24 protein-coding genes are annotated in these 26,133 nt (G+C 52.8%); 14 read left to right on the forward strand and 10 right to left on the reverse strand.

The features are described 5' to 3' along the window. The first annotated feature begins 27 nt into the window (after window positions 1-27). From sppA to pncA, 3 genes are all read left to right on the forward strand, one after another. Window positions 28-1,887 carry a signal peptide peptidase SppA gene (gene sppA / locus PO881_RS10555; protein ID WP_277973669.1) on the forward strand — a complete coding sequence of 620 codons (1,860 nt, stop codon included), beginning with the start codon at window positions 28-30 and terminating at the stop codon, window positions 1,885-1,887. Between the two features lie 85 nt (window positions 1,888-1,972). Then, window positions 1,973-2,986 carry an asparaginase gene (ansA, locus tag PO881_RS10560; protein WP_101764219.1) on the forward strand — a complete coding sequence of 338 codons (1,014 nt, stop codon included), beginning with the start codon at window positions 1,973-1,975 and terminating at the stop codon, window positions 2,984-2,986. 15 nt (window positions 2,987-3,001) lie between these two features. Beyond that, the gene (pncA, locus tag PO881_RS10565; protein WP_192411706.1) at window positions 3,002-3,610 is read left to right on the forward strand and encodes a bifunctional nicotinamidase/pyrazinamidase; all 609 of its coding nucleotides are present in this window, start codon (window positions 3,002-3,004) and stop codon (window positions 3,608-3,610) included. A gap of 36 nt (window positions 3,611-3,646) precedes the next feature. On the opposite strand, the gene PO881_RS10570 is transcribed toward pncA, so the two are convergent. Both PO881_RS10570 and msrB read right to left on the reverse strand, forming a co-directional pair. Continuing rightward, window positions 3,647-3,928, reverse strand: coding sequence for a DUF1315 family protein (locus PO881_RS10570; RefSeq protein ID WP_101764217.1), 282 nt, complete (start codon window positions 3,926-3,928; stop codon window positions 3,647-3,649). 2 nt (window positions 3,929-3,930) lie between these two features. Beyond that, window positions 3,931-4,341 carry a peptide-methionine (R)-S-oxide reductase MsrB gene (gene msrB / locus PO881_RS10575; protein WP_110866272.1) on the reverse strand — a complete coding sequence of 137 codons (411 nt, stop codon included), beginning with the start codon at window positions 4,339-4,341 and terminating at the stop codon, window positions 3,931-3,933. 338 nt (window positions 4,342-4,679) lie between these two features. On the opposite strand from msrB, the gene gapA reads away from it, so the two are divergent. Next, complete coding sequence (gene gapA, locus PO881_RS10580; protein ID WP_007889697.1) at window positions 4,680-5,678, forward strand: glyceraldehyde-3-phosphate dehydrogenase; 999 nt, start codon at window positions 4,680-4,682, stop codon at window positions 5,676-5,678. 75 nt (window positions 5,679-5,753) lie between these two features. Further along, window positions 5,754-6,626: a D-hexose-6-phosphate mutarotase gene (locus PO881_RS10585; RefSeq protein ID WP_280171748.1), complete on the forward strand. Its 873-nt coding sequence runs from the start codon at window positions 5,754-5,756 to the stop codon at window positions 6,624-6,626. A 23-nt stretch (window positions 6,627-6,649) separates the two neighbouring features. On the opposite strand, the gene PO881_RS10590 is transcribed toward PO881_RS10585, so the two are convergent. Both PO881_RS10590 and PO881_RS10595 read right to left on the reverse strand, forming a co-directional pair. Continuing rightward, window positions 6,650-7,501: an aldo/keto reductase gene (locus tag PO881_RS10590; protein WP_280171749.1), complete on the reverse strand. Its 852-nt coding sequence runs from the start codon at window positions 7,499-7,501 to the stop codon at window positions 6,650-6,652. A gap of 80 nt (window positions 7,502-7,581) precedes the next feature. Continuing rightward, on the reverse strand, window positions 7,582-8,331 hold the full coding sequence (locus PO881_RS10595; protein ID WP_101764213.1) for a MipA/OmpV family protein: 750 nt from the start codon (window positions 8,329-8,331) through the stop codon (window positions 7,582-7,584). 408 nt (window positions 8,332-8,739) lie between these two features. Here PO881_RS10595 and yeaG point away from each other — a divergent pair, with 408 nt between their 5' ends. From yeaG to PO881_RS10625, 6 genes are all read left to right on the forward strand, one after another. Then, window positions 8,740-10,674, forward strand: a complete 1,935-nt coding sequence (gene yeaG / locus PO881_RS10600) for a protein kinase YeaG (RefSeq protein WP_008110364.1) — start codon at window positions 8,740-8,742, stop codon at window positions 10,672-10,674. 91 nt (window positions 10,675-10,765) lie between these two features. Further along, on the forward strand, window positions 10,766-12,043 hold the full coding sequence (locus PO881_RS10605; RefSeq protein ID WP_137385905.1) for a YeaH/YhbH family protein: 1,278 nt from the start codon (window positions 10,766-10,768) through the stop codon (window positions 12,041-12,043). Window positions 12,044-12,273: 230 nt separating this feature from the next. Beyond that, window positions 12,274-14,001: a potassium/proton antiporter gene (locus PO881_RS10610; RefSeq protein ID WP_101764211.1), complete on the forward strand. Its 1,728-nt coding sequence runs from the start codon at window positions 12,274-12,276 to the stop codon at window positions 13,999-14,001. Between the two features lie 77 nt (window positions 14,002-14,078). Further along, window positions 14,079-14,312 (forward strand): DUF1480 family protein, encoded by a 234-nt coding sequence (locus PO881_RS10615; protein ID WP_110866277.1) that lies wholly within the window; start codon window positions 14,079-14,081, stop codon window positions 14,310-14,312. A gap of 377 nt (window positions 14,313-14,689) precedes the next feature. Then, window positions 14,690-16,156: an undecaprenyl-phosphate galactose phosphotransferase WbaP gene (wbaP, locus tag PO881_RS10620; protein ID WP_008110368.1), complete on the forward strand. Its 1,467-nt coding sequence runs from the start codon at window positions 14,690-14,692 to the stop codon at window positions 16,154-16,156. A gap of 113 nt (window positions 16,157-16,269) precedes the next feature. Further along, the gene (locus tag PO881_RS10625) at window positions 16,270-17,463 is read left to right on the forward strand and encodes a multidrug effflux MFS transporter (RefSeq protein ID WP_101764208.1); all 1,194 of its coding nucleotides are present in this window, start codon (window positions 16,270-16,272) and stop codon (window positions 17,461-17,463) included. On the opposite strand, the gene dadX is transcribed toward PO881_RS10625, so the two are convergent. Continuing rightward, complete coding sequence (dadX, locus tag PO881_RS10630) at window positions 17,456-18,526, reverse strand: catabolic alanine racemase DadX (RefSeq protein WP_280171750.1); 1,071 nt, start codon at window positions 18,524-18,526, stop codon at window positions 17,456-17,458. The genes PO881_RS10625 and dadX overlap by 8 nt on opposite strands. Before the next feature lie 21 nt (window positions 18,527-18,547). Continuing rightward, complete coding sequence (locus tag PO881_RS10635) at window positions 18,548-19,849, reverse strand: D-amino acid dehydrogenase (protein ID WP_280171751.1); 1,302 nt, start codon at window positions 19,847-19,849, stop codon at window positions 18,548-18,550. A 493-nt stretch (window positions 19,850-20,342) separates the two neighbouring features. Between PO881_RS10635 and PO881_RS10640 the strand changes: the two genes are divergently transcribed. Then, the gene (locus PO881_RS10640; RefSeq protein WP_101764205.1) at window positions 20,343-21,878 is read left to right on the forward strand and encodes a SpoVR family protein; all 1,536 of its coding nucleotides are present in this window, start codon (window positions 20,343-20,345) and stop codon (window positions 21,876-21,878) included. Between the two features lie 37 nt (window positions 21,879-21,915). Here the strand turns inward: PO881_RS10640 and fadR are convergent, their stop codons facing one another. Further along, window positions 21,916-22,635 carry a fatty acid metabolism transcriptional regulator FadR gene (gene fadR, locus PO881_RS10645; RefSeq protein WP_008110376.1) on the reverse strand — a complete coding sequence of 240 codons (720 nt, stop codon included), beginning with the start codon at window positions 22,633-22,635 and terminating at the stop codon, window positions 21,916-21,918. A 320-nt stretch (window positions 22,636-22,955) separates the two neighbouring features. Here fadR and dsbB point away from each other — a divergent pair, with 320 nt between their 5' ends. After that, complete coding sequence (dsbB, locus tag PO881_RS10650; protein WP_101764203.1) at window positions 22,956-23,486, forward strand: disulfide bond formation protein DsbB; 531 nt, start codon at window positions 22,956-22,958, stop codon at window positions 23,484-23,486. A gap of 39 nt (window positions 23,487-23,525) precedes the next feature. Here dsbB and PO881_RS10655 read toward each other — a convergent pair whose 3' ends face one another. From PO881_RS10655 to PO881_RS10665, 3 genes are all read right to left on the reverse strand, one after another. Continuing rightward, complete coding sequence (locus tag PO881_RS10655; protein WP_008110381.1) at window positions 23,526-23,972, reverse strand: YcgN family cysteine cluster protein; 447 nt, start codon at window positions 23,970-23,972, stop codon at window positions 23,526-23,528. 64 nt (window positions 23,973-24,036) lie between these two features. Continuing rightward, window positions 24,037-24,696: a fumarylacetoacetate hydrolase family protein gene (locus PO881_RS10660; RefSeq protein WP_101764202.1), complete on the reverse strand. Its 660-nt coding sequence runs from the start codon at window positions 24,694-24,696 to the stop codon at window positions 24,037-24,039. A gap of 267 nt (window positions 24,697-24,963) precedes the next feature. Next, window positions 24,964-25,239: a YcgL domain-containing protein gene (locus PO881_RS10665; protein WP_110866280.1), complete on the reverse strand. Its 276-nt coding sequence runs from the start codon at window positions 25,237-25,239 to the stop codon at window positions 24,964-24,966. A gap of 153 nt (window positions 25,240-25,392) precedes the next feature. Between PO881_RS10665 and minC the strand changes: the two genes are divergently transcribed. Then, window positions 25,393-26,103 (forward strand): septum site-determining protein MinC, encoded by a 711-nt coding sequence (gene minC, locus PO881_RS10670; protein ID WP_110866281.1) that lies wholly within the window; start codon window positions 25,393-25,395, stop codon window positions 26,101-26,103. Window positions 26,104-26,133 lie beyond the last annotated feature (30 nt).

The raw sequence follows: 26,133 nt of genomic DNA on the forward strand, positions 1-26,133 counted from the left end.
GCCCTGCTACGTGAATATGGAGAGTTTATGCGCACTTTGTGGCGAATTATTTCCGGTCTGTTCCGCTGGACCTGGCGGGTACTGAATTTTATTCGGGAATTTATTCTTAATTTATTTCTTATTGTTTTGATCCTGGCGGGCGTCGGGATTTGGCTGCAGGTTTCCAGTTCCAACAACAGTGAGCCTGTACAGCAAGGCGCATTGAAAATCGATCTGAGTGGAGTGCTGGTCGATAAACCTTCCGTCAGCAATCGTCTGAGTCGTATCAGCCGTCAACTGTTAGGCGCAAATAGCGATCGCCTGCAGGAGAATTCCCTGTTCGATGTCGTCGATGCGATCCGCCAGGCAAAAACCGATAAAAACATCACTGGCATCGTGCTGGAGCTGCGTGACTTTGCCGGTGGCGATCAACCTTCGCTGCAATATGTGGGTAAAGCACTGCGCGAATTCCGTGACGCCGGCAAACCTATTTATGCAGTCGGCGACAGTTACAGCCAGGCGCAATACTACATCGCCAGTTACGCCAACAAGGTGTATCTCTCACCTCAGGGCACGGTTGATCTACACGGTTTCGCCACCAACGGCCTGTACTACAAGACTTTGCTGGAAAAGCTGAAAGTTAATTCGCATGTATTCCGTGTAGGCACTTATAAGTCTGCGGTTGAGCCGTTCCTGCGTGACGATATGTCACCGGAAGCGCGCGACGCTGATGGGCGCTGGATTGGCCAGCTGTGGCAGAATTACCTGAATACTGTGGCAGCCAATCGTCAAATTACACCAGAACAGCTGTTCCCAGGTGCAGCCGGCATCATTAGCGGCTTGCAAGCGGTGCAAGGTGATACCGCGAAATATGCGCTGAATAATAAATTGGTGGATGTACTGGATACGCGTGCAGCCGCCGATCAGGAACTGGTGAAAACCTTCGGCTGGGATAAGGCGAATAACGATTACCGTAGCGTGAGTATCTACGATTACACCGTTAAACAGCCGCCGCAGAGCCAGGATGGCAATATCGCCGTGATCCTCGCCAGCGGTGCGATTATGGACGGTGAAGAGAGTGCCGGAAACGTCGGCGGTGATACCACGGCGTCGCAAATCCGCGATGCGCGCCTGGATGCTAAAATCAAAGCCATTGTGTTGCGTGTCAACAGCCCTGGCGGCAGCGTCACGGCATCGGAAGCGATTCGTGAAGAGCTGGCGGCAGCCCACGATGCGGGTAAACCGGTGGTGGTCTCAATGGGTGGCATGGCGGCTTCCGGCGGTTACTGGATTTCAACGCCTGCCGATTACATCGTGGCGGCACCCAGCACGCTGACCGGTTCCATCGGTATCTTTGGCGTGATTAACACCGTTGAAAACAGCCTGAGTTCGGTGGGTGTGCATACTGACGGCGTTGCCACATCGCCGCTAGCGGACGTCGCTACCACCAAAGCGCTGCCAACCGAAGTGCAGCAGCTGATGCAGCTGACCATTGAGAACGGCTATCGTAACTTCGTGGGCCTGGTAGCGGCCTCGCGTCACAAAACGCCTGAGGAGATCAATGCGATTGCGCAGGGTCACGTCTGGACCGGTAGTGATGCCAAAGCCAATGGTTTGGTCGATGCGTTGGGTGACTTTGACGATGCCGTGGCGAAAGCCGCTGAGCTGGCGAAAGTCGCTAAGCCGGAGTTGAGCTGGTATCAGGACGATCCGGGCATGATCGATCTGCTGCTGAATCAGATGAACGCGTCGGTTCAGGCGGTGTTGCCGGCTGCGCTGAAAGTCTGGCTGCCTGCGCCAATGCTGGACGTAATGAGCGCAATGAAACAGCAACCTGGCTTACTGAATAACCTCAACGATCCGCAAAATCGCTACGCTTTCTGCCTGAACTGCGGCAACGTACGCTAATCTTTACAGCCCGGCCGCTGGTCGGGCTGCTTTTCGTTCGCAATCCCCTTATACTGCGCGTTTTACGGCAAGTCTGAGTTCCTTCATGCAAAAGAAAAATATCTACGTAGCCTACACCGGCGGCACCATCGGGATGCAGCGCTCTGCGCAGGGCTACATTCCGGTATCGGGTCATCTGCAACAGCAGCTGGCAAACATGCCCGAATTCCATCGGCCTGAAATGCCGGATTTCACCATCCATGAATATCAGCCGCTGATGGACTCCTCGGACATGACGCCGCAGGATTGGCAATCGATTGCGAACGATATTAAGCAAAACTACGATCGTTACGATGGCTTTGTAATTTTGCATGGTACCGACACCATGGCCTTCACCGCTTCGGCGCTCTCCTTTATGCTGGAGAACCTCGCTAAGCCGGTGATTGTCACCGGCTCGCAAATTCCCCTGGCAGAATTGCGTTCTGATGGGCAGCAAAACCTGCTGAACTCGCTGTATGTGGCGGCCAATTATCCGATCAGTGAAGTTGCCCTGTTTTTCAATAACACGCTGTTCCGCGGCAACCGTACCACTAAGGCACATGCTGACGGCTTTAATGCCTTCGCATCGCCAAACCTGGCGCCCTTGCTGGAAGCGGGTATTCATATCCGCCGGTTAAACACCCCGCCCGCACCGCAAGGTCACGGCGAGCTGATTGTGCATCCGATAACACCACAGCCGATTGGCGTGGTAACGATTTATCCGGGTATCTCTGCCGACGTGGTGGGTAATTTCCTGCGTCAACCGGTGAAAGCCTTGATCCTGCGCTCTTACGGCGTTGGCAACGCGCCGCAAAATGCTGAGTTTCTTTCGGAACTGCAACAGGCCAGCGATCGCGGCATTGTGGTGGTGAATCTGACGCAGTGTATGTCCGGCAAAGTGAATATGGGCGGCTATGCCACCGGCAATGCGCTTGAGCATGCGGGTGTGATCAGCGGTTTTGATCTCACCGTTGAGGCCACATTAACCAAACTGCATTTTTTATTGAGTCAGAACCTTACCAGCGCGGAAATTCGTGCCAAAATGCAGCAGAATTTACGCGGCGAACTGACCGAAGATTGATACGGAGCGAAACCAATGAAGCGGGCATTGATAATCATCGATATTCAGAACGATTTTTGCCCCGGCGGCCCAATGGCGGTGCGTGAGGGTGACCAAACGGTTGCCGTCGCCAATCGATTTGCGCGTGAGTTTCACGATCGGGGTGAATGTGTGGTGGCATTGCAAGACTGGCATCCAGCCAATCACGGCAGCTTCGCCTCGATCTCCGGCGAGCCGGTCTACACGCTCGGCGAATTAAACGGTTTAGCGCAGATCTGGTGGCCCGATCACGGTATTGAGAATTCTGTCGGGGCGGATTTTCATCCCGATCTCGATCGCTCTCTAATTGATGCCGTATTCCATAAAGGGGGCGATGTTGAGGTGGATAGCTACAGCGCCTTCTTTGATAACGGCCATCGACGCAAGACAGAACTCGACAGCTGGCTGCGCGAGCGCGGCATTAGCAATTTAGTGATGTTGGGTATTGCGACCGATTACTGCGTCAAATACAGCGTGCTGGATGCGCTGGAGTTAGGTTACAACGTGGAGGTGGTTAAAGAGGGCTGCCGCGGTGTGAACCTGAATCCGGATGACAGTGAAATTGCTTTCGCTCAGATGGAAGCACAAGGTGCGGTATTAATCTGAAAATAAGGGGCTGGTGAGAACCAGCCCTTTTGATTTTTAGTGCAGGTTAATGCGCGTGACGTCGGGCTCAATGCCGAACTCTTCTTTCAGCTGTTTCTTCGATTTCATCACCATATCCCCACCTTTGCTGATGGTCATATGTTGCGGATCGTCATTGTGGCGAGCCTGCCACAACATCACCAGCTGCAGACAATTCTCTTTCTGCTCTGGCGTCAGCGCGACGCCATCTGGCCATTTGCCGATTTCAACCGCCGTGGAGAGCCGCTCGTACACTTCCGGCGTCATCGCCTCCAGCATCGCTTCCAGTTCCTGTTTCATGCTTAACCCTCTTGCTGATTGCCCTGCTCATCAGTGAAGTTTAGCGAGGCGGAGTTCACGCAGTAGCGCTCGCCGCTCGGCTGTGGGCCATCCGGGAACACATGTCCCAAATGTGCATCACAGTTGCCACAGCGAATCTCAACCCGGTGCATGCCGTGAGAATCATCTTCCAGATAGCGGATGGCGTCGTCACTGAAAGGCTGATAGAAACTTGGCCAGCCACAGCCTGAATCGTATTTGGTTTCGGATAGAAACAGCGGCGAATTACAAACTAAGCAGTGGTAAATCCCTTCCTGCTTGTTGTGCAGCAAGGCGCCCGAGAAAGGGGGCTCCGTTCCACGATGCTGAGTGACATAGCGCTGCATTTCGGAAAGCTGCGCAATTTTTGCGTCGGGTGCGGTGTCTTTAGCCATTTTGAGTTCCGGAGTGTCATTCTGAAAAAATCGACTAGTATTCTAACAAACGTACAACATCCATCGGGTCTTTTTTCGTGCTAACGCCTCCGACATCTGTTCCACAGCACGATTTTGTGATGGCGATCACCCTTTGTAAAAGTCATCCCTTTTCAGCCCGCATTCGGCGTAACATAGGCGCGCAATAAGGGTGCTGCGTAAGCGATTGCGCAACGAATTATTCCTGGTGTTGGAATTGACCTGTCGCAACAATTGACACGATTCCGCTTGACGCCTGGTAAGGTTTTTGTAATTTTACAGCCAACCTTTTATTCACTAACAAATAGCTGGTGGAATATATGACTATCAAAGTAGGTATTAACGGTTTTGGCCGTATCGGTCGCATCGTTTTCCGTGCTGCGCAGCAGCGTTCTGACATCGAAATCGTCGCGATCAACGATCTGCTCGACGCCGATTACATGGCATACATGCTGAAGTATGACTCTACTCACGGTCGTTTTGACGGCACTGTAGAAGTGAAAGACGGTGCACTGATTGTTAACGGTAAGAAAATCCGTGTTACCGCTGAGAAAGACCCGGCTAACCTGAAGTGGGACGAAGTGGGTGTTGACGTTGTTGCTGAAGCGACCGGTATCTTCCTGACCGACGAAACCGCACGTAAACACATCACCGCTGGCGCGAAGAAAGTGGTTCTGACTGGTCCATCTAAAGACAGCACCCCGATGTTCGTACGTGGCGCTAACTTTGACAAATATGCTGGCCAGGACATCGTTTCTAACGCGTCTTGCACCACCAACTGCCTGGCTCCACTGGCTAAAGTTATCAACGACAACTTCGGTATCGTTGAAGGTCTGATGACCACCGTTCACGCAACCACCGCGACGCAGAAAACCGTTGATGGCCCGTCTCACAAAGACTGGCGCGGCGGCCGTGGCGCAGCGCAGAACATCATCCCATCTTCTACCGGTGCAGCTAAAGCAGTTGGCGTTGTTCTGCCAGAGCTGAACGGCAAACTGACCGGTATGGCGTTCCGCGTTCCTACTCCAAACGTGTCTGTTGTTGACCTGACTGTTCGCCTGGAAAAACCAGCGACCTACAAAGAAATTTGTGCAGTGATCAAAGCTGAGTCAGAAGGCAAAATGAAAGGCGTTCTGGGCTACATTGAAGACGACGTGGTTTCTACCGACTTCAACGGCGAAACCCTGACTTCAGTATTCGATGCTAAAGCAGGTATCGCTCTGAACGACAACTTCGTGAAACTGGTTTCCTGGTACGATAACGAAACTGGTTACTCACATAAAGTTCTCGATCTGATTGCACTGGTTGCTTCTAAGTAAGCTAACCGGCTAAACGGACAAGGGGTGACTTCGGTCGCCCCTTTTTTTCGACTGGATAAAAGAGAAGGTCTGACCATGCAAGATACGCTTTATACCCTTCCGGTAGTGAATCAAATCACCCCTTATCTGTCACAGCGCCAGCAGGATGATTTGCCGATTGTGGTAATCAGCCATCCTAAAGTGCGTGCGGCGATTGCCCTGCAAGGTGCGCTTCTGCTTTCGTGGCAGCCTAGCGGCCAAAAACCGGTGATTTGGCTCAGTGAAAAAACCCCGTTTACCACAGGTAAAGCAATCCGCGGCGGCGTGCCGATTTGCTGGCCGTGGTTTGGTCCGGCAGGTGAACCGGCGCACGGTTTTGCACGCAATATGCCGTGGACGCTGACCGCCCATGACGAAAACGAAGATGCGGTAATGCTGACTTTTACGCTGGAAAGCAACGCACAAACCAAAAAGCTCTGGCCGCACGATTTCACCCTGCTTGCTCGCTTCCGGATTGCTGAGCATTGTGAAATTGAGTTGGAAGCTTACGGCGACTATGAAGCCACCGCAGCGCTGCACAGCTACTTCCAGATTGCGGATATCACACAGGTCGAAGTAAGCGGATTGGGTAACAGCTTTATCGATAAGGTTAACGATAATGCGATTGGCGCATCCGACGGCAAGCAGACCTATCCCAACCGCGTGGATCGTATTCACACCGCAGCGGATGACTGCAGCGTGATTCACGATAAAGCGGGCAAACGCCAGATTGAAGTCTATCACCACTATCAGAGTGACGTTGTCACGTGGAATCCAGGTCCGGAGTTATCATGCAGCATGGGGGACATGCCAAATGAAGGCTATAAAACCATGGTGTGCGTGGAAACGGCGCGCATTAGCAAGCCGTTAAAAAGCGCGGGCGAATCCCCTGCGCGTTTAGGCACCACGATTCGTATCGTTAATAAGTAATAAAATGCGGCGCCGTTGCGCCGCTAAACCACATCTAACGCAGTTTTAGATTGAGGCGCAGGAAACGCCCGATCAATGATGCTCAGCTCTTCATTAGTCAGATTGATGCTAAGCGCGGCCGCGTTTTGCTGCACATGTGAAACGCTGCTGGCTTTAGGAATGGCCAAAACGCCTTGCTGACGGATCACCCAAGCCAATAGCACTTGCGCCACGCTGATGCCCTTCTGTTGTGCAATCTGTTGAAGATGCGCATCGTCAAACAGCGCCTGTCGCAGTCGTCCAGCCTGCGCTAACGGGCAATAGGCCATGATCGGCATCTCGCGCTGCTGACACTGTGGCAACAAATCGTACTCGATCCCGCGGGACGCTAAGTGGTACAGCACCTGATTGGTTAAACAGGATTTGCCGCCGGGCTCTTGCCACAGTTCCAGCATATCGTCATGGTCAAAGTTCGAGACGCCCCAATGGCGGATTTTGCCCTGCTGCTGCAAGGATTCCATCGCGCGAATGGTTTCTTCTAAGGGCACATTGCCACGCCAATGCAGCAGGTAGAGATCGAGGTAATCGGTTTGCAGACGGCGCAGACTGCGCTCGCAGGCCTCGATAGCATCGACTTCACCGGCATTCCATGGATACACCTTCGATACCAGCCAGGCTTGATCGCGACGGCCGCGTAACGCTTCGCCGACCACCTCTTCGGCAGCGCCTTCCGCATACATTTCCGCCGTGTCGATAACCTTAAGTCCAAGATCTAAACCCGCCTGCAGTGCGCCCACTTCCTGGCTGCGCAGCGCTGCATTCTCACCCATATACCAGGTTCCCTGGCCAATAGCGGGTAAAGCTGATTCACCGTGAAATTGGATAGTCTTCATCACTCCTCCTGTTGCGCTGATATGGGGCTCTGCATTGGTGCAATGTAAGAAAAACGCCTCATCACGAGGCGTTTATTTGATCATCAGAAGCTGTAACTGATGCCGGTCCAGAGTGTGAACTGGCCACTCTTATCGACCATCGGGCTGTCTTTAATTTCGCTGTCGAAGCGCGTGTAACGACCAGACAAGCTGGCGTTCCAGCTTTCGCTGATTTGGTAGCTGGCATTCATCTCGACATACGGCGACCAGCTGTCGTCTGGATGATACTCAGCGATGCCGGTTCGCGCACTTTCATGGGATGAAACACCGTAGTAATAACGGTTCTGATTGGCGCTGTTCCACATGGCACCAATGCCCGGCGTCAGGCTGAATGCGCCGAAATCGAAGCGATATAGATAGGTGAGATCCCAGATTAACCCATTGCTGTTATTGAGCACATCACCCAGCAAAGCGGTGCGCACGATACCCCAATCGGCAACGTGGCGATAGTTGGCGCCGGCCATCAGCGTCATACGGCGCTTATCCAGCGCTTTCATGTCACCCAAATCGTTGTCTTTCGGATCGTACTGCTGCGGCGATCCCAGCACCGTCAGCGACAGCTGATTCTGCGGGTCTTTCCACAGGTAATAGCCGCCTTGCAGGCTACGGAACCAGAAGTTTTCACCTTCATAATTAATCACCGGAATCGGCAGATAGCGGTCTTGTCCGCCCCGATAAGGTGACTGCGCATAAATCACCGAAGCGCCAAGAGATAAGGGTTCTGCATGAGTGCCGAACGCCGCAAAATAACAAGGAATAGCCAGAGTAAGCGCTTTAAGTTTGAATTGGTTCACAATTTATTCAGTCCATTAATATAACAATCACACGCAGAGTCTAACCAAATTTTTGCTATCGGTTAACGTTTAATGATGCTCTCTAACCAGCATAGCGAAATATTCTCAGTGGCTTCATCGCTCACACGGCTTAGGTTGATTGCCTCAGTGCTTATGAGACTTTGTTATTGATATATCGCTGAATAAGGAGAAAAGTGGCTGCAGGTTTTCTGAATGCCTTCTACAGTTAAATGTAAGACGAGACTTTTTTGTACGAGCAGAGTAACCATAAGAATTGTGTATCCCGATAAAAAAACGTCAGGTTGGCATAAGGGTTGCTGTACTCAATAAAGAATATCTTCCGGGAGCTGCTACAAACTTTTATTACGCTCCTTTACCTGTGCTAAAAACGAAAGGACGGGCATCGCTATGAATATATTCGATCACTATCGTCAGCGTTATGAAGCTGCCAAGGACGAAGAGTTCTCATTGCAGGAATTCCTCGCCATCTGTAAACAGGATCGCAGTGCATACGCCAACGCTGCCGAGCGACTATTAATGGCCATCGGTGAGCCGGTGATGGTTGACACTGCGCAAGAGCCTCGCCTTTCCCGAATCTTTTCCAACCGAGTCATGGGACGCTACCCGGCCTTCGAAGAGTTTTACGGTATGGAGGAAGCGATTGAGCAAATCGTCTCCTACCTGAAACACGCCGCGCAGGGTTTGGAAGAGAAGAAACAGATCCTTTACTTACTGGGCCCGGTGGGTGGCGGTAAATCCTCATTGGCCGAGCGCCTGAAAGCGCTGATGCAGCGTGTGCCGATCTATGTGCTGAGCGCCGACGGCGAGCGCAGCCCGGTAAACGATCATCCGCTCTGCCTGTTTAACCCGCAGGAAGACGCCAATATTCTGGAAAAAGAGTATGGCGTGCCACGGCGTTATCTGGGCACCATCATGTCGCCCTGGGCGGCGAAACGCCTGCATGAGTTTGGCGGCGATATCACCCGCTTCAAAGTGGTGAAAGTGTGGCCGTCGATTCTGGAGCAGGTAGCGATTGCCAAAACAGAACCAGGCGATGAGAACAACCAGGATATCTCTGCGTTGGTTGGTAAAGTGGATATCCGCAAACTGGAAAATCACGCGCAAAACGATCCTGACGCATACGGCTATTCAGGTGCCCTTTGCCGCGCAAACCAAGGCGTGATGGAATTCGTTGAGATGTTTAAAGCACCGATTAAAGTGTTGCATCCGCTGCTGACCGCCACGCAGGAAGGTAACTACAACGGTACCGAAGGGATCTCTGCCCTGCCGTTCAACGGCATCATTCTGGCGCACTCTAACGAATCAGAATGGGTCACCTTCCGTAATAACAAAAACAATGAGGCCTTCCTCGACCGTGTTTACATCGTCAAAGTGCCTTATTGCCTACGCGTTTCTGAAGAGATCAAGATTTACAACAAACTGTTGGATCACAGTGAGTTGACCACGGCGCCATGCGCGCCGGGCACGCTGGAAACCCTGGCCCGCTTCTCGATTCTGTCGCGTTTGAAAGAGCCGGAAAACTCCAGCATCTACTCGAAAATGCGCGTTTATGATGGCGAAAGCTTGAAAGATACCGATCCAAAAGCCAAATCCTGGCAGGAGTATCACGATTACGCGGGCGTTGATGAGGGCATGAACGGCCTTTCTACTCGCTTCGCGTTTAAAATCCTGTCGCGCGTGTTCAACTTCGACCATGCCGAAGTAGCGGCCAACCCGGTGCATCTGTTCTACGTGCTGGAGCAGCAAATTGAGCGCGAGCAGTTCCCTCAGGATCAAGCCGAGAAGTATCTGGAGCACCTGAAAGGCTATTTGATTCCAAAATACGCCGAGTTTATCGGTAAAGAGATTCAGACCGCGTATCTGGAGTCCTACTCTGAATACGGTCAAAACATCTTTGATCGCTACGTCACCTACGCTGATTTCTGGATTCAGGATCAAGAGTACCGAGATCCCGACACCGGACAGCTGTTTGACCGCGAATCGCTGAACGCCGAGCTGGAAAAGATCGAGAAACCTGCCGGGATCAGTAACCCGAAAGATTTCCGTAACGAGATTGTCAACTTTGTGCTGCGTGCCCGTGCGCAGAATAGCGGACGCAATCCGAACTGGACCAGCTACGAAAAACTGCGCACGGTCATCGAGAAGAAAATGTTCTCGAACACCGAAGAGTTGCTGCCGGTGATTTCGTTCAATACCAAAACCTCAACGGACGAGCAGAAAAAACACGATGATTTTGTCGATCGCATGATGGAAAAAGGCTATACCCGCAAGCAAGTACGCCTGCTGTGCGAATGGTATCTGCGCGTGCGTAAATCTTCATAATCGTTATCTGTAAGCGTCGCGGCGCTTCGGTGCTGCAACAGGAGGCCGGGTTTTCCCGGCCTAAGCTTGCAATGCAGTTTGGGGGATTTTTATGGCCTATTTTATCGATCGGCGTCTCAACGGTAAGAACAAAAGCGCCGTCAATCGGCAGCGCTTTCTGCGCCGTTATAAGTCGCAAATCAAGCAATCGATCTCCGAGGCCATCAACAAGCGTTCGGTGACCGATGTCGAGAGCGGCGAATCGGTCTCGATTCCAATTGACGATATCAATGAACCGAGCTTCCATCAGGGCCGCGGCGGCAGTCGCCATCGCGTGCATCCTGGGAATGACCATTTCGTGCAAAACGATCGCATTGAACGTCCGCAAGGTGGCGGCGGCAGCGGCGGTAGCGGCCAGGGCAACGCCAGTCAGGATGGTGAAGGCCAGGACGAATTCAGCTTCCAGATATCTAAAGATGAATATCTCGATCTTCTGTTCGAAGATTTGGCGTTGCCGAACCTGCGCAAGAATCAGCATCGGCAGTTAAACGAGTACAAAACCCATCGCGCGGGCTACACCTCAAACGGTACGCCGGCTAATATCAGCGTGGTGCGCTCGCTGCAGAACTCGCTGGCTCGTCGTACGGCGATGACGGCGGGTAAACGCCGCATGTTAAACGAACTGGAAGCTACGCTATCCGAAGTGGAAACCAGCGAACCGGCGCAGTTACTGGAAGAGGAGCGTTTACGTAAAGAGATCGCTGAGTTGCGCGCGCGCATCGACCGCGTGCCGTTTATCGATACCTTTGACCTGCGCTACAAAAACTTCGAGAAGCGACCAGAACCTTCCAGCCAGGCCGTGATGTTCTGCCTGATGGACGTGTCAGGTTCGATGGATCAAGCCACCAAAGATATGGCGAAGCGTTTCTACATTCTGCTGTATCTGTTCCTGAGCCGTACCTACAAGAACGTCGACGTGGTGTACATTCGCCATCACACTCAAGCCAAAGAGGTCGACGAACAGGAGTTCTTCTACTCGCAGGAAACAGGCGGCACCATTGTTTCCAGTGCACTGAAGTTGATGGATGAGGTGGTTAAAGAGCGTTATGACCCGTCACAGTGGAACATCTATGCGGCGCAAGCGTCGGATGGTGATAACTGGGCCGATGATTCACCGCTCTGCCACGAAATCTTAGCCAAACATATTCTGCCGGTTGTGCGTTATTACAGCTATATCGAGATCACGCGTCGCGCGCACCAGACCTTATGGCGCGAGTATGAACATCTGCAGGCAATGTTTGATAACTTCGCAATCCAACATATTCGCGAGCCAGAAGACATCTATCCGGTATTTAGAGAACTTTTCCACAAACAGGCTGCAGAAGCCTAAGTTTATTAGCCGGTCACTGACCGGCTTTTTCTTTGCAGCAGCCCCGCTCACTTCGCGCCATTTCCTGTTGTTTTTTCATACAAATTTAGCTGTATATGGGATGCGGCCCCACAGAATGAAAAAATGTGCAATTAAGCGCTGACAAGCTATTGATAAGGCATTATCTTTCCACCTTGTCTGTGTGAATCGCCCGCAGTTTGTCTTTTTTGCCCCACCGCAGGAGAACGCCGTTGAATACCAGCATGATTTACAGTTTGTTCATTATTGGGTCCGTGCTGGTAGCAGCAAGTATTTTGCTCAGTTCCTTTTCATCACGCCTTGGCATTCCGATTCTGGTGATCTTCCTCGCTCTCGGCATGTTGGCCGGGATTGATGGTATCGGTGGCATCGCGTTTGATAACTATCCCGTCGCCTATCTGGTCTCCAACCTCGCTCTAGCCATCATCTTGCTTGATGGCGGGATGCGCACCAAAGCGTCTTCGCTAAAGGTGGCGCTCGGCCCGGCATTATCGCTGGCGACGGTTGGCGTGATGATCACCGCAGGGTTAACCGGCGTTGCCGCTGCCTGGCTGTTTAAGCTCGATCTGATGCAGGGCTTTCTGATTGGCGCGATTATCGGTTCTACCGATGCCGCCGCCGTATTTTCGCTGCTGGGTGATAAAGGCCTCAACGAACGTGTCAGCTCTACGCTGGAAATTGAATCCGGCAGCAACGATCCGATGGCGGTGTTTCTCACCATCACGCTGATCGACATGATTCAGCAAGGCCAGTCCGGCCTGAGCTGGATGTTTGTGGTGCATCTGGTGCAGCAGTTTGGTCTTGGCATCGTATTAGGCCTGGGCGGCGGCTGGGCGCTGCAGCAGTTGATTAACCGTATCAATCTGGCGCAGGGTTTATATCCGCTGCTGGCGGTGAGTGGCGGCATCATCGTGTTTGCGCTCACCACCGTGATGGAAGGCAGCGGCATTCTGGCGGTTTATCTTTGCGGCTTCCTGCTGGGCAACAGCCCGATTCGCAACCGCCACGGTATTTTGCAAACTTTTGATGGTATGGCATGGCTGAGCCAAATCGGCATGTTCATTGTGCTGGGCTTGCTGGTGACACCCTCCGATTTGTGGCACATCGCGGTGCCGGCGATGATTCTGTCGCTGTGGTTGATTCTGGTAGCGCGCCCGCTGTCGATTCTGGTTGGTCTGTTACCGTTCAAAGGCTTCACCGGACGCGAACGTATCTTCATCAGTTGGGTGGGCTTACGTGGCGCAGTGCCGATCATCCTCGCCGTATTTCCGATGATGGCCGGACTGGAGAACGCCAAGCTCTACTTCAACATCGCTTTCTTTGTAGTGTTGGTGTCGTTGATGCTGCAAGGTACCTCGCTGGGCTATGCCGCCAAACGCGCCAAAGTGGTGGTGCCACCAACCGCCTCGCCGATTAGCCGGGTTGGGCTGGATATCCATCCGGAGAATCCGTGGGAACAATTTATTTATCAGCTGAGCGCCGACAAATGGTGCGTCGGCGCAGCGCTGCGTGATTTGCAGATGCCGCGCGAAACCCGCATCGCCGCCCTGTTCCGCGATAACGCGTTAATGCATCCCAACGGCAATACGCGCCTGAAAGAAGGCGATGTGCTGTGTGTGATTGGCCGTGAACGCGATCTCCCCGCCTTGGGTAAAATGTTCAGCCAATCGCCGCCGGTATCGCTGGATCAACGCTTCTTCGGCGACTTTATTCTGGATGCCGAAGCGCGCCTGCGCGACGTGGCGCAAATTTACGGCCTGGAGTTAGATGAACAGACCAACGATCAGCAGTCGCTTGGACAGCTGGTAATGAGTTTGCTCGGCAGCACGCCGGTGGTTGGCGATCAGGTGGAATGGAAGCAGTTAACCTGGACGGTGGCAGAAAAAGAAGATAACCAGATTGTGAAGGTCGGCGTGCGCGTCAGTGAAGACAAAGATTAATCCGAGGTTTTATCGCTCGTAAACTGCGTGTGAACGACTATGCTCACTATTCAACCCAGCAAATACGGGAGAATGTAATGGGACGCGTGGTGAAGATTGGTCAATATGAAATCGTTGATGCAGAGTTCAATAGTGACAATGGCGACACTGTCAGTATTCCCTGCCATACCAATCCCGGCCTGAGTGACCAACTCGACGGCTGGGATGTGGATACCAGTGTACCGGCATGGATTGATGAAGAGGCTGTCGATCTGCAAATCGGACACTATGATAAGCAGCAGGACCTGTGGGTATTAAAAAAACCCGCCTGATTGGCTAGCGCCGCCATTGATGTGAATGGCGGTCATTCCGAAAAGCTGTCTTAAAATGAAGCGTAATATTCGCGATTAATTAACTTTTAACCATACATTTCAATTAAATAGCCAATTATTTCTTTAGTCATTTATTTCCTTTTCAGACTATTTCCATATTAACACTGTCAAATAACTCCTGCATACTCTTAAACGTTGCTGCAGCTTTTCGTGACGTGCATCACGTCTCAAACGGTCCTTTCCTTGCAGCGCTTATGGCAGCACTGACTTATATCTCGCTGAAAGAATACTTCTTTCCATTTTTCAGCGGACCACTCCTGAGCGCGTACTTGATTCTGGTCAGGCCATCTTTTACTTAAGAAAAGAGAGCAGGTTTTATGGCAAGTACTTTGATAATGAATGATGCAACCCGCTCGTGGAGCGGACTGCGCAAAAACCTCATCGCAAAAGTCGCACTTAGTTTCTCGGATTTAATTGCATTAAATCTGGCATTATTTTTATCTGCCGCCACCGTTCAAGGTATTTGGGGCGAACTGGATACCTTTATTCCGCCCCAGCAGATTGAATACCGGTTTATTGCCCAATTTAGCCTTTCTATTCTTTGCACCGCCTGGTTCTGGGTGCGTATGCGTCACTACACTTATCGCAAGCCGTTTTGGTTTGAACTGAAAGAAGTGATTAAAACCCTGTTCGTCTTCTCTCTGCTTGATCTGGCGTTGATTGCCTTTTCAAAATGGGACTTCTCGCGCATGGTTTGGGTATTTAGCTGGACTTACGCTCTGCTGCTGCTGCCGCTGATGCGTGCCGTGGTAAAACGCGCCATCAACCGCGCAGGTCAGTGGCAGAAGGAAACCATCATCATTGGTTCCGGTAAAAATGCCATGGAAGCTTATGCGGCGCTGCAGAGCGAGGAGATCCTCGGTTATAACGTGCAGGCGTTTATCTCGCTGGATGATGACCAACAGCATGAGAAGGTTAATGGCGTTCCGGTGATCACCTGGAAAGACATCAACTGGCAAACCATGGACCGTGACAACACCCAATTTATCGTCGCCACCGAATTTGAGCAGCAAGTGGTGCGCGATAAATGGCTGAAGTTCCTGTCCAAAATGAAGTGCCGTTCAATCTCCGTGATCCCAACGTTGCGCGGCGTGCCGCTGTATGGCACCGATATGTCATTCATCTTCAGCCATGAAGTGATGATTTTGCGCGTCAGCAACAACCTGGCGAAACGCTCTTCGCGCTTCCTGAAACGCACCTTCGATATCGTGGTGGCATCCATGCTGCTGCTGTTCCTCGGACCGGTATTTGGACTGCTGTGTGCGATGGTGAAACGTGACGGCGGCAATGCGATTTATGGTCATGAACGCGTTGGGCAAGATGGCGTGAAGTTTAAGTGCCTGAAGTTCCGCTCAATGGTGACCAACTCGCAGGAAGTGCTGCAAAATTTGCTGGCGACCAGCGAGGAAGCGCGTGCCGAATGGGACCGTGATTTCAAACTGAAAAACGATCCGCGTGTGACCAAAATTGGTAACTTCCTGCGCAAAACCAGCCTTGATGAGCTGCCACAGTTGTGGAATGTGATTCGTGGCGAAATGAGTCTGGTCGGTCCGCGTCCGGTGATTGAAGCAGAGCTGGAGCGTTATGCCGGTGATGTGGATTACTACCTGATGGCGAAACCGGGCATGACCGGCTTGTGGCAGGTCAGCGGACGTAACGACATCGACTACGATACGCGCGTCTACTTCGATTCCTGGTACGTGAAAAACTGGGCGTTATGGACTGACATTGCGATTCTGTTCAAAACCGCTGGCGTAGTGGTTCGTCGCGACGGCGCTTACTAATACCCTCGAGGCGATGTCTGTGCACTTCGGCAGGCATCGCTTTTATTATCCCTTTCTTTTTCCCCTAAGAGTCATTACCCTTCCGGATTGTTTAACAGGTCGTCCGGTTCGTAATGCAAAAATTCACCTTAATACTTCTTAGCCTGGTGCTGCTGGCGCCGCTTGGCATTGATCTTTACCTCCCGACATTGCCGCAAATCGCCGAAGGTCTTAACAGCCCGGTGAGCCTCATCCAAATCACGATTCCTCTGTTTTTATTGGTGATGGGCATTGGCCAATTGATTACCGGTCCGCTGGTGGATAATTTTGGTCGTAAGCCGCTCGCGTTAATTGGTCTTGCGCTTTACATCATTGGCAGCGCGATTGCCGCTACGAGCACGCTGTGGCCGGTGTTCTTCCTCGCCCGCATCATTCAGGGTTGCGCGGTGTGCTGCACGGCGGTGGTGGCCTTCAGCGGCGTGCGTGACCGTCTCAGTGGCGAGGATGCCGCACGCGCTTACGGCTTTCTCAATGGTGCGCTGAATATCGTTCCCGCGCTGGCGCCACTGCTGGGTGGGATCCTCGCCGAAGCCTACGGCTGGCGGATGCCGTTCTGGTTCCTGTGCGGCTATGCGGTGGTGATCGGCTTGATCGTCCTGCTGTGGCTGCCCGAAACGCGCCCGGCGGACACCTTACGTGTTAAAGGTTTACCGCTGGCGCAGTATGCTGCCATCGCCCGTGAACCGCGCTTTCTCGCCTTTGCCTTTGCCAATGCCGGCGCGCTGGGCATGGTGCTGACCTATGTGTCGCTGGCGCCACACGTGCTAATGACCGAAGGCGGCCTGACGCCGTTGCAATTCTCTTTCGCCTTTGGCGCCAACGGGTTTTGGATCATGCTGGTTAGCGCGTTCGTAAACAAAACCATTCGCAAAGCGGGACGTCCTTTCTGCCTGGCGATGGGTTTCGCCACCATGTTGATCGGCGCAATTCTTCTGATGATGGGCACCACGCTGTTACCGGCGGCGTGGCAAAACCATTGGGCGCTGTACATGATTCCCGTGGCGGTTTCCGTTGCCGGCCTGGCGTTCACGGTCGGTCCCGCCACCAGCTACGCGCTAGAGCCGTATCAGCAGCAAGCGGGCGTGGCCTCAGCACTGCAGGGATTTATTCAGATGGCGTGTGGTGCGGGCGGCAGCATGGCAATCGTAGCATTGCCCGTTGCGGAGAAGTCGTCACTGGCATTGATGATGCTGCTGGGTGCAGCGCTGGCACTGACCGCCTGGCGCTGCAGTAAGAAAATGCACGGTCGCGTGACCGCGCTTAAATAACCTCAACTGGAACGCGTGGCGCGAGCGCGCACATCAGCTCGTAGCCCACCGTTCCGGCGGCTTTTGCCACCTCATCGATCTTCACCTGATTGCCCCACAGCTCCACCTTTGAACCGATGCCGGCCTGCGGGCAAGGTTCTAAATCGATCATCATCATGTCCATGGAGATGGCGCCCAGCGTTTGCGTGCGTATGCCATCCACGCTGACTGGCGTGCCGGTGGGCGCATGACGTGGATAGCCATCGGCGTAACCACAGGCGACGATGCCGATACGCTGGGCGCCGCTGGCGTGATAGCGATAACCGTAACCCACGCCATCACCGGCATTCAGCTGTTGCACGCCAATGATTTCACTGGTGAGCGTCATCACCGGCTGCAATCCGGTGCTGGCGATATCCTGCCAGTCGCCGCTCGGTGACGCGCCATAGAGAATAATGCCGGGACGCACCCAGTCAAAATGGGTTTCTGGATGCCACAGCGTAGCCGCAGAGTTAGACAGAGAACGTGGACAATCGAGCCCTTCCGCCGCCAGTTCGACGCGCTTCATCGGCTCAACGACTCCTTGCGGATTCTCTGCATCAGCGAAGTGCGCCATCAACGTCATTGCACCGACGTTCGGCAGAGCGCGCAGTTTTTGCCACGCCGCATGAGCCTGCTCAGGACGGAAACCAAGCCGGTTCATGCCGCTGTTGATTTTGAGGTACACATCCACCGGTGCCGACAGCTGCGCTTTTGCCAGCGCCTGAATCTGCCAATTGCTGTGCACGCTGGTGGTGAGGCGGTAACGATCGATGAGCGCTAAATCCTCGGCATGAAAGAAACCTTCCAGCAGCAGGATCGGTTTTTTCCAACCCTGCTCACGCAGCAGGATCGCCTCTTCCATATTCAGCAGCGCGAAACCATCGGTTTCTGCCAGGCTTTGCCACACGCGAGCCACACCGTGACCATACGCATTGGCTTTTACCACCGACCAGACGCGTGATTGCGGGGCCGCCCGGCGAACAACGGCCAGATTATGACGCAGTGCCTGTTGATTGATGGTGGCACCGGTTGGACGTGACATGCTTTTACTCTCCCTGAGGTCTCAGCGCGCCGCGCTGGCGTTACGCAGTGGCGAAGAATGTGGCTCAAAACCTGGCAGGTAGCGCAGCACTGACAAATCATCTGCGGCAATCGCCGGTTTCTGACCGGAAATTAAATCAGCCAGAAGCTGACCGGAACCACAAGCCATCGTCCATCCCAGCGTACCGTGACCGGTATTGAGATAGAGATTGGAGAGCGGCGTGCGCCCGACAATCGGCGTACCGTCTGGCGTCATTGGACGCAGTCCGGTCCAGAACGTGGCCTGTTCGACAAATCCGCCTTCAGGATAGAGATCGCGGACCACCATCTCCAGCGTTTCGCGTCGTGCCGGCAACAGTTTGGTGTTAAAACCAACAATTTCTGCCATGCCGCCCACGCGAATGCGATCGTCAAAGCGCGTCACCGCCACTTTGTAAGTTTCATCGAGGATGGTGGAAACCGGTGCGGCATCGGCATTATTGATTGGAATTGTCAGCGAATAGCCTTTCAACGGGTAAACCGGGATGGCGAGAATGTCTTTCAGCAGCGCGGTTGAATAGGAACCGAATGCCACCACGTAAGCATCGGCTTTGATCACTTCATCGCCACACTTCACGCCATAAATGCGATTGCCCTCACGCAACAACTGATCAACCGAGGTGTTGTAGCGGAAGGTTACGCCCGCCGCCGCTGCCATCGCAGCCAGACGTTGGGTGAACAGTTGGCAGTCGCCGGTTTCGTCGTTAGGGAGACGCAAACCGCCGGTGAGTTTATGCGCCGTGGCCGCCAGCGCAGGTTCGACATTTTTGAGCTGATGCGCTTCCAGCAACTCATAGGGCACGCCTGCATCACGCAGCACGGCGATATCTTTGCTGGCACTTTCGAACTGTTGCTGCGTGCGGAACAGCTGCAGCGTGCCGCCCTGCCGACCTTCATAGGCAATGCCGGTGCTGGCGCGCAACGTTTTCAGGCAGTCGCGGCTGTACTCCGCGATGCGCACCATGCGGCTCTTATTCTCTTGATAGTGCTGCATGTCGCAGTTTCGCAGCATATTCCACATCCATTCCAGCTGGAATTTGCTGCCATCAAGACGTACTGCCAGCGGCGCGTGACGCTGGAACATCCATTTGACTGCTTTCAGCGGAACGCCCGGCGCCGCCCAGGGCGCAGCATAGCCCGGTGAAATCTGTCCCGCATTACCGGCGCTGGTCTCCAGCGCGGCGGCAGGTTGACGATCGATAACCGTGACCTCATGTCCGGCCTGCGCCAGATACCATGCGCTCGCTACCCCAACGACACCACTACCAAGAATCACTACGCGCATAAGCCCCTCGTCGCAGCAAAAGAATAATTAACTATTAACCCAGCCCAACACAGCATAACCCGACCGCTATTGAAATCTTACATTCGACCGACTTATTTCACATGTTTTTTACCTGACTGCACACTGAAATCATGCAACAGCGGCAAAATCAGGATTTTTTATGCCTTAAATCCCTTAATTAGCAATTTATTATGCGGAGGGCAGCGGTTTTGACTTTTTTCAGGAGAAAGCGCCGCAGTCATACAATCCACTTATAAACAGAGCATTATTCTGCAAAATGAAACCTAACCAACACTTGTCATCAGTATCGGCTTAACTAACGCTTTTTGAATGATTTTCTGCCAAAAGAATTCGATTGAGATTCAGTTTCGGATAGGCGACAGTGGACTATCATTGAAGTGTTCGCTCAGTTTTTTGGGCCATCTTTACTCAGGATGAGGCCTTAAACGATCGTGACAGGTAACTCCTGCCGCTTGCAAAACAGAGGTGCGCTATGACGACAATCTTTGACGAGCCAACCCGCAACAGTAAACGACTCAGTGATGGTCCCGACTGGACCTTCGAACTGCTGGATGATTATCTGGCGGAAATTGACCGCGTAGCCAAAAGTTACGGACTGGAAACCTATCCGCACCAAATTGAAGTGATCACCTCCGAGCAGATGATGGATGCCTACTCCAGCGTGGGTATGCCGATCAACTATGCGCACTGGTCGTTCGGCAAGAAATTCATCGAAACGGAACAGCGCTACAAGCATGGTCAGCAAGGCCTGGCGTATGAGATCGTCATCAACTCCAATCCGTGTATCGCCTATTTGATGGAAGAGAACACCATGACCATGCAGGCGCTGGTAATGGCGCACGCCTGTTACGGTCACAACTCTTTCTTTAAAAATAACTATCTGTTCCGCAGCTGGACCGATGCCAGTTCGATTGTGGATTACCTGCTGTTTGCGCGAAATTACATTACCGACTGCGAAGAGCGCTATGGCGTGGAGGAAGTTGAGCGGCTGCTCGATTCCTGCCATGCGTTGATGAACTACGGTGTGGATCGCTATAAGCGTCCGCAGAAAATTTCGCTGCAGGAAGAGAAGGCGCGCCAGCAGAGCCGCGAAGAGTATTTGCAGAGTCAGGTGAATACGCTGTGGCGCACCCTGCCGCGTAAAGAGAAAGAGTCGGTGCACGTTGAGGCATCGCGCTACCCTTCTGAACCGCAGGAAAACCTGCTCTATTTCATGGAAAAAAATGCGCCGCTGCTGGAATCCTGGCAACGTGAAGTGCTGCGCATTGTGCGCAAAGTTAGCCAGTATTTTTATCCGCAGAAACAGACGCAGGTGATGAACGAAGGCTGGGCCACTTTCTGGCACTACACCATCCTTAATCATCTGTATGACGAAGGCAAAGTGTCGGAACGCTTTATGATGGAGTTCCTGCACAGCCATACCAACGTGGTGTATCAGCCACCGTATAACAGCCAGTGGTATAACGGCATCAACCCATATGCGCTGGGCTTCGCGATGTTCCAGGACATCAAACGCATCTGTCAGACACCGACCGAAGAAGATCGCTACTGGTTCCCGGACATTGCCGGTTCCGATTGGCTGAAAACCCTTCATTTCGCCATGCGTGAATTCAAGGACGAAAGCTTTATCAGCCAGTTCTTGTCACCAAAAGTGATGCGTGATTTCCGCTTGTTCACGGTGATGGATGATGACCGCAACAATTTCCTCGAAATTGCGGCGATCCATGATGAAGCGGGTTACCGCGCCATTCGTCAGCAGCTGTCGGCGCAGTACAATCTGAGCAATCTGGAACCTAACATTCAGGTCTATAACGTGGATTTGCGTGGCGATCGCTCACTGACGCTGCGTTATGTGCCGCAACAGCGTGCGCCGCTCGATAAAAGCCGCAAAGAAGTGTTGAAGCATGTGCACCGTTTGTGGGGCTTTGATGTGATTCTGGAACAGCAGAATGAAGACGGCAGCGTCGAGTTGCTGGATCGTTCGCCCACGCGCGGCCCAACGTTGTAAGGCAAAAAAACCGGACTGTCGAAGTCCGGTTTTTCTTTTATCGCTTGCTGGCTAAATCGTCCGGCATGCTTTTCTGCATCTTGTGCCAAATCTCACCGCTGCGGCGTCCGTATTCACGCACGCTATCGACAATCTGCTCCTGCGAAGGATTAGCCACGCACAGGTCAGCCAGCTGGCGATAGAAGTTACGCGCCAGTTCACGCGCTTCCAGACTGGAGAAGTAGTGACGACCCACGCGGGTATACAACCCTTTCAGGCCATTCAAAATCAGACCATAAATCGGGTTACCTGATGCAAACGCCAGGCCGCGGAACACGCGATAATCCAGCTCGGTATAGGCTTCGGCTTTGTCTTCCTCGATCAGCGCATTTTCCAGCACTTCGCGCGCTTTCTCTGGATGATGACGCAGCGCACGGCTGATAAAAATCGAAGAGATGTTAGTCCGCACCGACAGCAGATTATCAATCAACTGGGGGACGCTATCGTGATCGAGTCGGGCCAGGGTTTCGAGGATGTTTAAACCGGAGGTTTCCCAAAAATCGTTAACGCGCGTCGGTTTACCATGTTGAATGGTCAACCAGCCATCGCGCGCCAGACGCTGCAAGACTTCACGCAACGTGGTGCGGGTCACGCCAATCAGTTCAGAAAGCTCACGTTCGGCAGGTAGAATGGATCCCGGCGGAAAACGACTGTTCCAGATACTTTCAATGATATACTCTTCCGCAAATCCCGCGGGGCTCTGCGCCTTAATCACCATAGCATTTATTTCTCGTTGCTTTCTTTATCGTAATGCGACTCATCATACCAGAGCGGCTATAGCGGAAATAGCCTGCCAACCGATTAAAAGCGCGCGCTGGCGCAAAATTCAGCCGTGAATTCAGATGAAACAACGCTGGCAAGCACACGTTTGCGCTGCGTCCGTGGCTTGCACTTATCGGATGAAGCGCATGGCCGGATCTTTTTTGGCCTCAACGCGACTTAAGTCATTTTTGTACATGATTTTTTCCCTTTACCTGGCTGGCACGGTTGCGCTTTTGGTTTACACTGCGAAACATTAACGGTTACAGGAAAAGCAATATGTTGCGATATTTGAATCAATGCTCGCGTGGACGCGGTGCCTGGCTTCTGCTGGCCCTAACGGCGCTAGCGTTTGAATTGACGGCGTTGTATTTTCAGCATGTCATGGGGCTGCAACCCTGCGTAATGTGTATTTATGAGCGTTGCGCGCTGTTTGGCGTGATGGGCGCGGGCATCGTGGGTGCGATTGCACCGAAAACCCCGCTGCGCTGGGCGGCGATCCTCATCTGGATTTATAGCGCGATTGAAGGCACTCGTCTCTCTTACGATCACACCATGATTCAGCTGCATCCCAATCCGTTTGTCACCTGCGACTTTGCCGCACGTTTCCCAGCCTGGTTGCCACTGGATAAATGGTTGCCCTCGGTGTTTGTGGCCAGCGGTGACTGCGCCGAGCGCGGCTGGACTTTCCTGACCTGGAGCATGCCGCAGTGGATGATCGTGATATTCGGCGCTTATCTGCTGGTGGCGCTGCTGGTGTTGATTGCACAACCGTTCAAACCGAAACGCCGCGATCTGTTCGGACGTTAAACACAAAAAAACAGGCAGCCCTGGCTGCCTGTTTTATGTTTAACCGTTGCGATCCGGTCGATCGATTATATGCTCTTCCCAATCCCGCACTTCACTCTCACGCACCGCAATAAAACGCACTGAAATGCGCTGCGCATGCATCGCCTTTTTAGAACCGGCGATCAGCGGATGCCAGGCCGGCAAGGTTTTCCCTTCCCCTAACACGCGATAGGCGCAGGTACGCGGCAGCCATTCAAAACTGGTGAGGTTTTCACGCGTCAACTTGATGCAATTCTCTTCTAACTCAAAACGATGCTCGTAATTACGGCATTGGCAGGTTTTGATATTCAGCTGATTGCAGGCCACATTAGTGAAGTAGATTTCGTCGGTATCCGCATCCTGCAACTTATTCAAGCAACATTGGCCGCAGCCGTCGCACAGGGATTCCCACTCTGCGTCGTTCATTTGGTCAAGGCGTTTAGTCTGCCAGAAAGGTTGTTCAGTCATGATGGCGGTCCGGGTTAGCAAAGAGACCGCACCTTATAAAGGTTCAGGTGCGGTGATGCAAGTTTTACAGAACGCGCGTCGAAATACCGTGACCCGCCAGCGATACTTCCAGCTTGTCGCCAGAACGCATCGGGCCAACGCCTTCAGGCGTACCGGTCAGCACCACATCGCCCGCGCGCAGTGTGAAATACTGGCTCATATAGGCAATCAGCGGCAGAATTTTGTGGATCATATCGGCGGTCGTCCCGTGCTGACGCACTTCGCCGTTAACCATCAGCTTCAGTTCGGTGTTCTGGGGATCGCCGCTGAACTCGGCAACCGGAATAAAACCTGACAGCGGACACGAGTTATCGAAACCTTTGGATTTTTCCCACGGTTGGCCCGCTTTCTTCAACCCGGCCTGCACGTCACGTAAGGTCAAATCCAGCGCGACGCCATAACCGGCAATCGCCTTCGCCACATGCTCTTCGCTCGCCTGCTTCAGCGTCGAGCCAATCAGCACCGCCAGCTCCACCTCATGATGCACTTCACCAAAATTTGCCGGGATTGACAGCGGCTGGCGCAGATCACACACCGCGGTTTCCGGTTTGATAAACACTACCGGTTCGGTTGGCGTGGCACTTCCCATTTCCTTTATGTGCTTTGCATAGTTGCTGCCGACGCAAACCACTTTGCTGACCGGATAATCCAACAGAGCGCCCTGCCAGTTACGATGCTGATACATGCTATTCCCCTGCTTTGGTTGTGTTTGCCGCCAGTGCATCTGGCGATGAAGTCTGGTTCAGTGCCGGAACGCGGCACGCTGAGGTGGAATATATTAGCGGGTTTATGGCGGCAGGCGTGGCGGAAATTGTCAAAAGTCATTAATCGTATACAACAAAATCAGCTAAACGCCGGGATAATTGCCCGCAATAAAAGGTTAAAGCAGGCAGTTAATTAACGCAAATAGCACTGATTATTTCTACAGGATATATTTACAGAGGAATCTGAATTAATCTTTTTTACCCTGATCGAGATGAATGTTGAGCAGACTTTCAACCGGCGGTGGAATTTGCAAATAAAAACCGTGGTCGCTTAAACCTTGCTTAACTTTATTGATATCCGCGTTAGCTAGCTTGTCACGCTTATCCAGTGACAGCACCATGGCCAGCTGGGGTTTGCCGAAGCCACGCAGCAGTTCTTCCGGCACCCGTGAGAAATCGTCTTTTTTTTCAACATACAGATAAGTCTGTTCACGTTGCGGGCTTCTGTAGATCACACAAAACATATTTTTTACTCGAATTAACCGATGGCGTCACTTGCCTGAATATAGCAGTAACTATAACATGCTTGCAGAACTTCGAATATTGACCGTTTGATGTTATTGCCGATTTTATCGGCGAGCATTTAAGGGTCGTAAAACAGGACTGAGTCAGCACAGATGTCGCAAACGCCAATCGAATTCAAGGGAAGCAGTTTTACCCTGTCAGTCGTTCATCTGCATCATTCGCAACCCGAGGTGATTCGTCAGGCGCTACAGGACAAAATCGATCAGGCACCGGCCTTTTTGCTGAATGCGCCGGTGGTGCTAAATGTATCAGCGTTAACCGGCGACATTAACTGGAAACAAATGCAACAAGCGGTGATGGCGACCGGTCTGCGTATCGTGGGTGTCAGCGGATGCAAAGATGAAGCCCTGAAAAAAATGATTGCCCGCGCGGGCTTGCCGGTGCTCTCTGAAGGTAAAGAGAGCCGCAAACAAGTCGCGGCGCCGGTCGCTGAAGCCGCGCCAGTTGTTCCGGCGGTGGTGGCGGATGCCGCCAGTAAAACCCGCATCATTAATACGCCGGTGCGTTCGGGCCAGCAAATTTATGCGCGCAATGCCGATCTCATCGTCACCAGCAGCGTCAGCGCCGGTGCCGAACTGGTCGCCGACGGTAACATCCATATTTACGGCATGATGCGCGGTCGCGCGTTAGCCGGCGTCGGCGGACAACGCGACAGCCAGATTTTTTGCACCAACCTCGCCGCAGAGTTGGTCTCTATTGCCGGGGAATATTGGATGATCGATCAAATCCCGGCGGAATTCTTTGGTAAAGCGGCGCGCCTCAGCCTGATAGAGGGCGCGCTTACCATTCAGACACTTAATTAAGCCCCTTTTCTTTCGTTAAGGAAATCAACA

Source organism: Pantoea sp. SS70 (assembly GCF_029866845.1).
Lineage (GTDB): Bacteria > Pseudomonadota > Gammaproteobacteria > Enterobacterales > Enterobacteriaceae > Pantoea > Pantoea leporis.